The organism is Pantoea sp. V106_11, assembly GCF_029967885.1.
GTDB lineage: Bacteria > Pseudomonadota > Gammaproteobacteria > Enterobacterales > Enterobacteriaceae > Pantoea > Pantoea ananatis.
The window spans coordinates 42,081-54,255 of sequence record NZ_JASCAK010000034.1 but is presented as its reverse complement, the minus strand read 5'-3'; the positions used below and the strand labels follow the sequence as shown (position 1 = coordinate 54,255).

Below are 12,175 nucleotides of genomic sequence, written 5' to 3'. Positions count from 1 at the left end.
CCTATGGTACTGCTCTCTCCCGTGTGGCAGGGACGGTTTACGGCCGTGCAGCGGCTGGCAAACCTGACGCTACGGACATTTGTGATTCATCCGGCGATGTTTTTCTTTTTACTCTTCATTTTTTGCGCGAATGGGGCCGGAAGCGGAGGGCTGATGCTTCTGAACTGGGCTGAAGAGGCGGTGCGCGATGCAGCTGCCGGTCAGGTATGGACCTGCCAGTCGCAGGACGAGCCTGCTCACAGTGTGCCAGCTGACTTTCCTCCACTGGGCCGAAGTGACGTGACAGCAAGGTCTGAGCTACCGAAGGCCCCCCCGTCTAAATGTGTGAAGGTTGCTGAAAGCCGTGAAACCTGGATTTTTCAGGAAAATAACCTGCTTCGGAAACTCTACTTAACCAGCGTGATGGTTTCACTGTTCGCGAGTTTCTCCGCTCACCATTTCCGCCGCCGTAATAAACGAGGTAAATGATGCAACGACTTCCGCTGATTGCCGCGCTGTTTATGGCGGGCATTATCTGTAACTGTCTTCGCCAGTTACTTAACTGGTCTGTAACCGTCACACACGATGTTCTCGTCATTCTCAGCAGCCTTTATCTCGGTATGACGGCGATGTTAGTCGTTTATGAAATTATCGTTTACCGGCGCACAGGGCGTGGGCGTGGAGGTCACAATGAGGCTTAAAAAGCTGCTTGTTATGATGATGCTTTTCGCACCGGTGGTGGCGCAGGCGACGGTGGCTGATGAGATTGCCGCGCTTGAGCGTATGAAAGCAAAGCAGGGCCCACAGTTGCCGGATCTGGGTATACCCGGCTCGCAGCGCGCGCAGGGGCATGTAAACAGACCACCCAGTATGGTTCAACTGGCTGACGGTCGTCAGGTCAACATTAATGATTATGCTGTGGTGGTCTTCATGCAGCGTGGGTGCCAGTACAGCGCAAAGTTCGATCCCAAGCTGAAATCCTGGGCAGATGAAATGGGCATCAAAGTGTATCCCTACTCGCTCGACGGGTATGGGGACGCGTCTTTTCCGGTCGCGCTGATACCCCGTAAAGCCGGTCCAAATGAACCCATTGCCGGCGAAATCCTGACCTTTTTCGGTAATGGCCTGCCAATAGCCACGCCGACAACGTTTATGGTCAACGTCAATACCAATACGGCCTATCCGCTTTATCAGGGTGATACCGATATGGCCACCATGAGCCAGCGTCTGTCACAGATGATTGAAGCGGATATCGATCACCTTCCTCCGGACACGCTGGGGCCGGTTCCCAGCAGCGGCTCGGTTACCCCTCAGTAACGCAGCGGCATTGCCGCCCAGGGATAAACATGACTGAAGAACCATTGACGCTCAACAGAATTGAGAGCGTGCTGTTGCTTGTCTGTGCCTCATTTCTGGCCGCATCAGGACTCTATGCCTGGCTTGTCTGCGAATTGACCGGAGGTGGCCTCCTTATCCTGAGCGCTGGCGCGAATGCCGGACTGATCTGTGCGGTTCGCGATTTTCCACTGCTGTTTCTGATTTCACTTGCAGGGGGCGCGGGATGTGGTGCGTTGATAAGTATCACGCTGCGCCGTAACGGATTTATGACTGAACATCCCTTTAATTAAAGGGCCTCAACCAGCCGGATTAAACCAGACTGGCTCGGATTCAAGCCGACAGGAACAAATGATGAAGACAGAGAACATAGCCTGCAGACGCAAATTCACAACCTGCGCAGAGAGGTTCGTACTCTTTAGTGCCGGGATGTGGGCCGGGGGGACTGGCTGGCTGTTTTTTTTCAGTGCGGTCGCAGAGCCTCCCCTGCCACCGCCACAGGTTGCACGTTTCCTGATGGACGTCAGAATGCTCAGCCTTTCGGGTTGGCTGCTGGCGCTAATCCCGTTGTGGTGCCTATGGCTGGACTGTAGGAGTTACGGTGTGCTTCCGACGCTTTCAGGCTGGCTGAGACGCTATGGTTTCATCGCGGCCGCCAGCCTGGTTGCGGCATTACGGGTTTTTTGCCAGCGGGGATATCCTGCTATTGTGGCGGAAGGAAATTATCTCTCTTACCTATTCTTATGGAGTATGTTTGGAGTAGTTTGCCTGTTGCGTAAGCCAGCAGAATGATGCCGCACAATATCAGTGAATCCCTGATACTGATAAAAAAGACACTCAGGGACAGCCTGATATTTAACGCATTTAGCCTCTCAAGGCTCCATCCCGCTAAACGGTATATTACAGAGCGCTGACTTTTAAGCTTCAGACAGGCGTTATTGCAGTCTTCATCTGAAATCTCATTGAGCAGTTGTTGGGCTTTCTCTTCCTCAAGGTGGTTGCTGAAATACCTGATGAGCAGCATTCTTTTTGATACGGAGGTAATGTCGGTCTTCAGTTCAGAAATCAGCGACAGTGCATCATCACGTGTGATGACAGATTTTTGCTCATACCAGGCGTCCTGCACCGCAGGATTGTCCGGAAACTGCTGGCGAAGGCTGTTCAGCAATGCTTTGCGTCTTTCTTCAGATGGGATCTTGTCGATGACCAGTGTTGGATAAATGTTTTCTGCATAGGCGGCGGACTCAGGGGTGTAATAGAAACGGCTGGGCGTTTTCCGGTAAAAATCCAGTCTGAGATCAGCAGCCTGCCCTTTGTTGTACTGACTGGTTGTTTCCCAGTACAGCGGCTCATGCGTCTTTTCATCTCTGTATGAGATGAAGGCGTGATGCGGGGCATAAACAATTTCAGCCTCACGGCCTGCCGCGTGCATGGCATCAATTAACAGATAAGCGTTCAGGTCGCAGTCTGAGTAATGTCCAGCCCAGCCGTCTGAAACGGCCTGCACAGGTGAGTAATAAAAATGGCTGCCCAGCAGACGGTTTGCACAGGCCAGATAACCCTTATTGCTGAGTGCTGTGTCGCAATGTTTTTTAACATCGCTGAGCCAGCCCTGCGTATTGCCATATGCCAGGTTTGCGTTTTTTTCTGACGCAATCCCGGCCCGCCTGTCGAAGTTAATCAGACGATGAGTCAGGAGTTCAGGATCATAGCTGCCTGAGATATCAGCACGTGAACGCGCAGGCTGCTCATGTTTTCTGGCTTTGTAATCATTGTCATACCAGTTGCTGACAAACACATAGCTGAACGCGCATACCATCAGGATGGCGAGAATAAGCATCTCGTATCTTGTTTTCACTCTCAGTTCCTCATTCCCTTAAAACGACAGTCCACGACTCAACGCATGGGCCCTTAATCCCTGTTATCGGCCGGCTGTCTGTTGATTTTATCTGAGCCGTTAAATCAACCAGGCATCATATCCTGTTACGGAGCGTCACTACATGAAACTCAGGCAGTTCCTTCTTTCTACCGCTGCGGCACTGTTTATCAGCGCGCCTGCGCTGGCCGACGTGCAGGGCGATCTCAACGGCTACTTTGGCAGTCTGGGCTTTGACGGTAACGTCTCAAGAGCACAGGCATGGCAGGGACAGGCCGCAGGCTATGTTACCGGTGGTTCGGTTTACCTGCGTAACCAGGTTAAACAGGTTCAGCTTATTTCTATGCAGGTGCCTACGCTCAATGCTGGCTGTGGCGGAATTGACTCTTACCTGGGGGCGTTCTCTTTCATCAATGGTGCCGAACTGCAGCGCTTCGTGAAACAGATCATGAGTAACGCTGCCGGATATGCCTTCGACCTGGCGCTCCAGACGATGGTGCCGGAACTTAAGCAGGCCAAAGACTTTCTGCAAAAACTGGCGTCGGATGTTAACTCCGCAAACATGAGTTCCTGTCAGGCCGCTCAGGGTATCATCGGCGGGCTTTGGCCGGTAACGCAGGTTTCAAACCAGAAAATCTGTCAGGACATTGCAGGTGAAAGTAACATTTTTGCCGACTGGGCCGCTTCACGACAGGGCTGTACAGTGGGCGGGCAGGGCGACAGCGTCACCAGTCGCGCCTCTGACCAGATGAAAGATCAGGTGCTCAAAAACAAAAACCTTATCTGGGACGCCCTGGGCCGTAATCACCTGTTCGACGGTAACAATGAACTCAAAGAACTGGTGATGAGCATCATCGGTTCTATTGTATTTAACGCTCAGGGCCAGGTGACAATCCTCACCCCGATGGTGGATAACCGCGACGTTATCACGGTTCTCATGAACGGCGGAACTGCGAAAATCTATGGTTGCGACACAATGGATCTCTGCCTGGGCCCCACGGTCGCAACAGTAAACATCAGCAGCGATGCCGCTCTGGTTTCCCAGGTGCGCAGGCTGATGCTGTCGATTGACGGAAAGCTCAGTTCAGATTCACCGCTGACCGATCAGGAAAAAGGCTTCATCAACACGACGTCAGTGCCGGTACTTAAGTATCTGACCAACTCGCGCAGCATGGGCATGAGTCCGACCTACCTGGTGCAGGTGGCTGACTTTATCGCGCAGGACATGATGATTCAGTACCTGCAGGAGCTGGTCAAACAGGCAAGTCAGTCTCTCGCCGGCAGAAACTATCCGGAACAGGCCGCAGGAGAGTTGCGGGGCAACGTCCTGACTGCGCAGTCGCTGCTCGCACAGATGAAACTCCAGTCCACTGCAGACCAGAATGCGCTAGACGGCATTGATCGCAACATGCAGTACCTGCAGCAGCAGGTATCAACCATTATCTCAACGTCTTACCAGAGTAACTACCAGTGGGGAACGGGCAATGACTGAAGTCTGGACCATCTATGGCGGTGACATGTGGCGGCAGGTGTTCAACGGTGTGGTGACCATTATTGGTTCTGACACCTATGACACGCTGAAACGCATTGTCGGCCTGTTTGGGGTGCTGGGTGTGATGGCCAGCTTTGTTAAATCGCGAAATCCGATGGTGTTCCTGCAGTGGTTTGGCGTGTTCTTTCTCATTACGTCGGTGCTGCTCGTGCCAAAACGCAGCGTGCAGATTCATGACATTACCGATCCGGCCGCCATCTATGAGGTCGATAATGTGCCAGCCGGACTGGCCGCTATCGCAGGGCTGACGACTGCACCGGGATTTGCCGTTGCTCAGTTGTATGATTACAGCCTTGCGCGGCCTGACTCACTCACCTACACCAAGACCGGCATGCTCTTTGGCTCCCAGATTGTTGCGCAGTCGTCCGATTTCCGGACGCTCAATCCGGATCTGGCGCAGTTGCTTCCCGATTACGTCGAGAACTGTGTGATTGGCGATATTATGCTGAACAACAAATACACGGTTAACGACCTGTTGCACAGCAGCGACCCTCTGACACTTATCACCAGTCAGCCGAGTCCGTTGCGCGGGCTTTATCAGAATACTGGCAACGGGAAGGTGTTTGTGACCTGTCAGCAGGCTGCTGCGTCCATCAAAACACTGGTAAGCCGGGATATCGTGCCTGGTGCTGATACCCTTCACTCTGTTGCAACCCGTCTTTTCGGGAACAAAGTGAACGCAGATTCCATGCTGATCAATGCGATGAACGACAGTTACGGTTTCTTCTATTCCGGCGGGCTCACGGCATCGCAGATCATGCGCAATAACATCACTAATGCGGCTATCCGTGACGGCTGGAAAGGATTTGCGGCGCGTTCCTCCGATACGTCAAACCTGCTGAATCTCGCGACAGAATCAAGCCTGACCAAGCAGCGTATCAGCTGGGGGGCGGGCGGCGTAATCGCCACGCGGACGCTGCCGATGTTCCAGTCACTGATGATGCTGATTCTGATAGCACTGTTTCCGCTTGTTATTGTGCTGTCGCTGGTTAACCACAGCATATTCGGCCTTAACACGTTGAAGATGTATGCAGGCGGGTTTCTGTACTTTCAGATGTGGCCAGTCATGTTTGCCGTACTCAATTCACTGGCCAACTTCTATCTGCAGACGAAAACCGGTGCGACACCGCTGGTACTGGCCAATATGGATCAGGTGGCGCTTCAGCATTCCGATGCTGCCAACATCGCAGGCTACCTCAGCATGTCGATACCGGTATTGTCATTCTTTCTGACAAAGGGTGCGGCTTCCATTGCCTCGCAGGCGGTAGGTGGGGTACTGAGTTCAGCAGCGTTCACAACGAGCGGTCAGGCTTCAACGACCGCAGACGGCAACTGGTCCTTTAACAATATGTCGATGGATAACGTGAACGCCAACAAGTTTGACACCAATATGGCGCAGCGGTCCGGCCAGCAGTCGTTCCAGACCAGCAATGGTGCCACACATACTCAGACGGCTGACGGGCATAACGTTTATGACACCAGTGGTGCCATTTCAAATCTGCCTGTGAATCTGAAACTGAGTTCTCTGGCGAGCAGTGGCTTCTCCGAGCAGTCGCGACAGGCACAGCAGGAAGCCCAGACGGCACTGGATGGTTACAATCACAGCGTAACCAGCGGTTATCAGCAACTGGAGCAGTTTAACCGTCAGAGCGGAACCAGCGACTCCATTACGAAAGGTAGCGATAACAGCGTGAGCAGTAATGAGAGCAGGGGTATGAGCCAAATGCAGTCTGCCGTGGAAAGCTATGCAAAATCGCACAATATTTCGCAGGCTGAAGCCTTCAACAAACTGATGGATATAACAAATCAGGGTGGGATGGGAGCTGGAGCAAGAGGATATGTGAAATTTGATAGTGGCGACCAACTGGCAGGGAAGTTCGGTAAGTGGGCATCTGGATTAAGTGTCGGAGCGGAGGGGAACATAAATGCAGACTGGCGGCATACCTCCGGTAGTTCACATGGTACTCAGGACAGCCATACAGAGGGACGCGATAACAGGCATGACCAGAGTAGTCAGGAAGCGAAAGACTTTAGACAGGGAATGGATACGGTCATCTCTACCCGGCTGAGCGAGTCTGGAAGCCATACTAACAACGAGTCAGATTCAAAAATTCAACAGTTTGCAGCCACGCTTAATGATGCGAAAAGTCAGTATCACCAGTACACGGACAGCAGTACCCGTAGTCAGGAATTCAGCCGTATGGCCACGCTGGCTCAGAACCAGAGCGCAAGTTTGGACGCCAATTACAATCAGGAGTTTGTGGACTGGACTACGGCTAAGTACGGAAGCGATGCGCAGCACGTACTGACGAATGTAAATACGGCTCAGGCAGCTGCCACCGAATTTATGAAAGAGCGTCTGGAGCCAGAAATAATGCAGAATTATATAGGCAGAACTGAGCAGGCAACATCTCAGCCTTTAACACCCTCTGGCTCTCTTGAGGTTTCAGGGAATAATGGCAGAGGCGGTAATACGATTCAGGGGCATTCTGAAAGAAATGTTGTTGGCGGCCAGGAGGCTGGGACGTCTTTAATCAGCGGCGATTATCAGGCTGGTGTAGACCGTATCAACCAACAAGCTGGTTCTTTAAGTGGTCCTCAAAATATTGCTGATAAGCTTGCAGACAGAAACTTTGAGAATACGGGAAAAATTGGACAAATTGACGGAGAAATAAGCAAAAATAAAAGCACTGTTCAGGCATCCAGTGATATACTTAGAGGCGAGCATCAGGGTGCTGTAAAGAGCCAACAAATCGGACGAACGGAAGAAGATATAAAACAGACTAAACCTGTTTTTGATGCACACGAAACGGAAGAGCTTAAGGCTAAACTTGAGCAACTAAGAGCCCAGCAAAAAAATGCCTCATAAATCAATCTGAGTGGGAGAGGGATTATGGCAAGTTTAACGACAGCAGATGTCAATGCAGATTTAGATATGCTTACTAATACCTTTTCTTCAGGTAAGCGCATAATTCCCTCAAATACTGATTTGTTGAAGGCATGTTTTTATGTACCTGCAATATCTGTCCTTCTGTCGTTGTTAAGTACGTTCTCAATCTTTTGTTTTGAGTTTGCGCAAGAAATGTCATTGAGTCACTACTGGGATTTTCTAATGACAGATGGATGGGCGGTTATATTACCAACCGCAATAATAGGTTTGTTTTTCGCCTTTATGGCTTACAACAACCTCATCATGTACATGACCATTCCGGCTGAGGTTAGAGGTAAGTCTCTTATTTTAAGTCATTTGAAAAGAGTTGTGCAAAAAACTGTATTTCTGTTTTTAACATTTATGTTCATTTCATCAGTAACTGCAGGGTTTGTTCCTTGGTTTGCTTTCGGTGTGCCAGCTTTAGAATTTGCCTTGCTATTCGTAATCAATATCGTTATTGGTTCTGAAGTAAATCGTCTGGGTGCAGGCGTTGCACTTGAAAAAGTCAGTGCATTGCTGAAGAAGATCTAAGTCTTATGTGACCTGCTCTAAACACATTTTCAATAGCTGTTTCCTTTTAAACCGGGCGCACGCCCGGTTGGTTTTATTTCTAAAGTAAAAATCCGTTATTTTTACTAATAAGTTTGATTTAAGTCATGAGAACATTTCTTGATTAAAACCCCGTAACATCCTCACAATGCTCTGCATAATTATAAGCAAGCAGATGTTCTTTAAATAAAACCAATGTCACCTGCGTCTGAATAAAGTAAGGGACAGGACTAAAAAACTCCTCTGGTAAATTCTGTCGGGCATTCATGCTCATTTTTTCGTTTAACAAGGATACTGAAATGAAAAAGCGTTCCCTCTTTGTGGCGGCGATTGCTGCTGCATGTCTTGTGCTGTCCGGGTGTGGTGCTATGAGTACCGCGATCAAAAAAAGAAATCTTGATGTAAAAACGCAAATGAGTCAGACGGTCTGGCTTGATCCGTCAAGTAATAAAACCGTTTGGCTGCAGGTGCGTAACACCTCAGATAAAGATATGGGCGACCTGTACGGCCTTATCGGGCAGGACGTACAGGCGAAAGGCTATACCCTCACTTCAAGCCCGGATGCTGCTAATTACTGGATTCAGGTCAACGTACTGAAAGCAGATAAAATGGATTTGCGGGCAGCGCAGGGATTCCTGAACAGCGGTTATGAAGGTGGCGCAGCTGGCGCAGCACTGGGGGCCGGCATCACAGCTTATAACGGTAACTCAGGCGGCGCTGTTCTGGGGGCTGGCCTTGCCGCAGGATTGATTGGTATGGCAGCAGATGCGATGGTAGAAGACGTTAACTACACAATGGTAACCGACCTACAGATTTCAGAGCGCAGTAAAGCGGCTGTCACCACCGATAACGTAGCTGCTCTTCGACAGGGTACATCTGGCATCAAATTGCAGACCAGCAGCGAACAGGGTGACCGAATGAAATATCAGACGCGTGTGGTTTCAAACGCCAACAAGGTAAACCTTAAATTCGATGAAGCCAAACCTGTACTCGAAGCCCAACTGGCAAAATCTGTCGCAGGTATCCTGCCTTAACCTGAGTACCTGTATAGCATTGCTGAGTTCTTTCAGTGTGTTTAAGCGCCGACACTGAGAACTCTGCAAAAAGACACGAAACAGGCATACGCCCGAGGAAAATAACAGACCTTCTTTCCTGGCAACCGGGTGTATGCCGCCCCTTCTGATGACATTCCTGAATTAAAGCATCCGTGTTTTGTAACGGTGCGTTCGTGCCGCATGGCTGAACTGGTGACATTTCGCCTCCTCGCGCCGGTTCAACGGCCCCGGCGTCTGCGGCGGGCGCTGCATACTCTCAATTTCACCGACGTGTCCTGACTCTCATATCCCTTAACAAGGAGCTTTTATGCTGCAATTTAATGGCGTTCTACGCACGGCTGTAACCTGGTTTACCCTTTTCCTCGCCTGGAGCGCGTTGGTTTTATGGCATTTTGGCATGCAACTGCATCAGTACATCATGTCTGACAGCACCCTGTTTGCGTATGAACTGGCCGTGCGCACGGCGCAAATTGACATGATGCCGCAGGGGATGATCCCTTTCCTGATGGTACTGCTGACACTTACGGCCGGTGCCGTGCTGTCGGTTCTGACGCTGCTCGGCTGGAATCTGATCCTGTTCGCCTGCTGCCTGCCTGTTATGGCGGGGGAATGGCTGCTCAGACGCACTGGATTAATCCGCTCTGAGTCTACAGCCTCTGTTGAAAGATAAATTTTGCACTCAGAGAAAGGGTGGCGGGTCCGTTCGCAGCGGACCCACCTGTAGCCTCATCAGTCATTTAAGAGAATCTCAATGAAGGCCACATACTTTAAAATAGCACTGATCATCATCAGTGCCGTAAGCTTTTGCGCGCCTGCTGCCAACACTGTCGGTCCCGGTTACACCAGCACGCTTATCACGGGTGACGGTAATTCTGTGACTGGCACCCCTGACTGCTGTCAGAACTTTCAAATTGATATTTATGGCGTTAATAATGATTTAAAAAACTCCTATGCCACCACCGTTTTCGGAGACACCAACCTCACAGACGGTTCAGATATGTCGATTTTCGGGCAGAGCAACAGCATCACCGGAGGCTACGGCAACATATTCGGGGACGGGAACAATGCGAAAACCGGAACCCGGCAGTTCGTCAATATCTTCGGTAATGGCTCATCACTGAGCGGGAACGGAGATAATATCTTTGGTACTGCTTCATCCATTACCGGGAATAACTCAACCATTACCGGTAATGGCAATAAATCCAGCGGTGATGAGAACAACACCACTGGTTACAGCAATAATATCTCCGGCAACCAGATCAACGTTTTCGGCTCGTCGAACAAGGTCACTGCCTCACCCTTTTCAAACGTTACCGGCAACGGAAATACCTTAGAGACGGGCCCGTACGCTATCACGTTGGGGGACGGGAACACCAACACCGGAGCAGACACGGACTCTGGCGGTATTGAGATTGGTTCAGGTAACACCCTGACCAGTGCACTGAACGGAATGGTTATCGGCAATGGTTCCAGCGCAACGGGGGCTAACAGCCTCGTCTTTGGGTCGGGCGCACAGGCTTCAAACGGAGGAATATCAGTAGGGTACGGTTCTGTTTCCTCACAGGGAGACGAGGTTTCTTTTGGCAGTCAGAATGTCCAGCGCCGTCTGACGCATATTGCTGCAGGGACAGCGGGTACGGATGCCAGTAACGTCAGACAAATGCAGGACGGTGATGCGGCAACACTCAGCAGCGCCAGAGGCTATACGGACACGCGGGAAGCCGCCATTAACAGCCGGACTGACGGTCTGATTGCGACGGAGCAGCAGGCCCGTTCTGCAGGGGATGCCTCAACGCTGAGCAGTGCGGAAACCTTTACCACAAACCGTGAACAGTCGATCAACACCCGCACTGACAGCCTGATGGCCTCTGAGCAGCAGGCCCGACAGGACGGAGATGCCTCTACGTTGTCGAGTGCGAAAGCCTACACAGACTCCAGAGAGCAGGTTCTCAACAGCAAAATGCAGTCTTACTCCGCTTCGCAGCAGAGTGCGCGTCTCTCGGGAGAGGCGGATACGCTGGCCAAATCGGGAAATTATACGGACCGTCAAACAGCGGCGGCGATTGGCGCGTCGAACAGCTATACCGATGCGAGAGAGCTGGCAATCAACAGCAGGACTGACGGGCTTGTTGCTGATGAAAAATCACAACGCATTCTGGGTGAGGCACAAACCCTCACCTCAGCAAACAGCTATACCGACACGCGAGAGCGTGCCATCAGCACCCGGACCGACACCCTGTTTTCACAAGAAAGAACGGCGCGTACTCAGGGCGAACAGCGCATGCTGCAGAGTGCAAACTCCTACACTGACCAGCGGGAAGTGGCGGCAAATCAGTACACCGACAGTGCGATGTCGGATGAACGGCAGGCCCGTACACAGGGTGATGCACGCGTGCTCAGCAGCGCAAACGGCTATACCGACCAGCGTGAGAGCGCCATTCTGCTGCATACCGACAGCGCGCTTTCTGCAGAAAGGCAGGCAAGGGATGACGGTGACCGGCGAACGCTGAGCAGTGCAAACACCTACACAGACAGCAAAGTGCATCAGCTTTCACGCCGGGCCAATGCGGGCATAGCTTCCGCGATGGCCATGTCGGGTATTCCTTATCTGATCAACTCTGTAGACAACAGCTTCGGTATGGCATTCGGCACATACCGGGACGAGCAGGCCATTGCTGCCGGCTACCAGCGTCGTCTGGCCGCTCAGGTAAGCGCGCGCGTGAGTCTTACCTGGGATACCGGACAGGGTGCGGGCATGACTGCCGGCATGGCTATGGGCTGGTGATCTCATAATTTCCAGTAAAGCACGGGCCTTCGTCACTTCCATGTCTCAACAGGCCTTACTGGCTGCATAAACCGCTTTTCATCTGAATCATCACTGACCCGACTGCATCCCT

11 protein-coding genes are annotated in these 12,175 nt (G+C 51.5%); 10 read left to right on the top strand and 1 reads right to left on the bottom strand.

Translation table 11 applies throughout. The features are described from left to right. Positions 1-3: 3 nt before the first annotated feature. Genes QLG08_RS18035 through QLG08_RS18020 form a run of 4 tightly spaced genes read left to right on the top strand, consistent with a single transcriptional unit; the run spans position 4 to position 1,607 of the window. On the top strand, positions 4-468 hold the full coding sequence (locus tag QLG08_RS18035) for a hypothetical protein (RefSeq protein ID WP_282473068.1): 465 nt from the start codon (positions 4-6) through the stop codon (positions 466-468). Beyond that, the gene (locus QLG08_RS18030; protein ID WP_232285096.1) at positions 465-680 is read left to right on the top strand and encodes a hypothetical protein; all 216 of its coding nucleotides are present in this window, start codon (positions 465-467) and stop codon (positions 678-680) included. Before QLG08_RS18035 ends, QLG08_RS18030 begins: the two co-directional genes overlap by 4 nt. Then, positions 670-1,296 (top strand): type-F conjugative transfer system pilin assembly thiol-disulfide isomerase TrbB, encoded by a 627-nt coding sequence (gene trbB / locus QLG08_RS18025; protein ID WP_282473067.1) that lies wholly within the window; start codon positions 670-672, stop codon positions 1,294-1,296. The genes QLG08_RS18030 and trbB overlap by 11 nt, the downstream gene beginning before the upstream one ends. A 29-nt stretch (positions 1,297-1,325) precedes the next feature. Continuing rightward, positions 1,326-1,607 (top strand): hypothetical protein, encoded by a 282-nt coding sequence (locus QLG08_RS18020; protein ID WP_282473066.1) that lies wholly within the window; start codon positions 1,326-1,328, stop codon positions 1,605-1,607. Between the two features lie 410 nt (positions 1,608-2,017). On the opposite strand, the gene QLG08_RS18015 is transcribed toward QLG08_RS18020, so the two are convergent. Continuing rightward, positions 2,018-3,112, bottom strand: a complete 1,095-nt coding sequence (locus tag QLG08_RS18015; protein WP_282473065.1) for a hypothetical protein — start codon at positions 3,110-3,112, stop codon at positions 2,018-2,020. Positions 3,113-3,314: 202 nt separating this feature from the next. Here QLG08_RS18015 and traH point away from each other — a divergent pair, with 202 nt between their 5' ends. From traH to QLG08_RS17985, 6 genes are all read left to right on the top strand, one after another. Further along, positions 3,315-4,682 carry a conjugal transfer pilus assembly protein TraH gene (gene traH, locus QLG08_RS18010; protein ID WP_072404848.1) on the top strand — a complete coding sequence of 456 codons (1,368 nt, stop codon included), beginning with the start codon at positions 3,315-3,317 and terminating at the stop codon, positions 4,680-4,682. Beyond that, positions 4,675-7,611, top strand: coding sequence for a conjugal transfer mating-pair stabilization protein TraG (traG, locus tag QLG08_RS18005; protein WP_282473064.1), 2,937 nt, complete (start codon positions 4,675-4,677; stop codon positions 7,609-7,611). Before traH ends, traG begins: the two co-directional genes overlap by 8 nt. A 24-nt stretch (positions 7,612-7,635) precedes the next feature. Beyond that, positions 7,636-8,205 (top strand): hypothetical protein, encoded by a 570-nt coding sequence (locus QLG08_RS18000; protein ID WP_282473063.1) that lies wholly within the window; start codon positions 7,636-7,638, stop codon positions 8,203-8,205. Between the two features lie 317 nt (positions 8,206-8,522). Then, entirely contained in the window at positions 8,523-9,257 is a 735-nt protein-coding gene (gene traT, locus QLG08_RS17995; protein ID WP_019105781.1) for a complement resistance protein TraT, read from the top strand. 328 nt (positions 9,258-9,585) lie between these two features. Continuing rightward, a complete protein-coding gene (locus QLG08_RS17990; protein ID WP_282473062.1) occupies positions 9,586-9,948 on the top strand; it encodes a hypothetical protein in 363 nt (120 codons plus the stop codon). Positions 9,949-10,029: 81 nt separating this feature from the next. Further along, positions 10,030-12,063: a YadA-like family protein gene (locus tag QLG08_RS17985; RefSeq protein ID WP_282473061.1), complete on the top strand. Its 2,034-nt coding sequence runs from the start codon at positions 10,030-10,032 to the stop codon at positions 12,061-12,063. The last annotated feature ends 112 nt before the right edge of the window (positions 12,064-12,175 follow it).

Excerpts from the sequence above, each read along its gene's own strand:
- traG (WP_282473064.1), top strand. The coding sequence starts at position 4,675 with ATGACTGAAGTCTGGACCATCTATGGCGGTGACATGTGGCGGCAGGTG.
- QLG08_RS17990 (WP_282473062.1), top strand. The coding sequence starts at position 9,586 with ATGCTGCAATTTAATGGCGTTCTACGCACGGCTGTAACCTGGTTTACC.
- QLG08_RS18000 (WP_282473063.1), top strand. The coding sequence starts at position 7,636 with ATGGCAAGTTTAACGACAGCAGATGTCAATGCAGATTTAGATATGCTT.
- QLG08_RS18020 (WP_282473066.1), top strand. The coding sequence starts at position 1,326 with ATGACTGAAGAACCATTGACGCTCAACAGAATTGAGAGCGTGCTGTTG.
- QLG08_RS18035 (WP_282473068.1), top strand. The coding sequence starts at position 4 with ATGGTACTGCTCTCTCCCGTGTGGCAGGGACGGTTTACGGCCGTGCAG.
- QLG08_RS18030 (WP_232285096.1), top strand. The coding sequence starts at position 465 with ATGATGCAACGACTTCCGCTGATTGCCGCGCTGTTTATGGCGGGCATT.
- traH (WP_072404848.1), top strand. The coding sequence starts at position 3,315 with ATGAAACTCAGGCAGTTCCTTCTTTCTACCGCTGCGGCACTGTTTATC.
- trbB (WP_282473067.1), top strand. The coding sequence starts at position 670 with ATGAGGCTTAAAAAGCTGCTTGTTATGATGATGCTTTTCGCACCGGTG.
- QLG08_RS17985 (WP_282473061.1), top strand. The coding sequence starts at position 10,030 with ATGAAGGCCACATACTTTAAAATAGCACTGATCATCATCAGTGCCGTA.
- traT (WP_019105781.1), top strand. The coding sequence starts at position 8,523 with ATGAAAAAGCGTTCCCTCTTTGTGGCGGCGATTGCTGCTGCATGTCTT.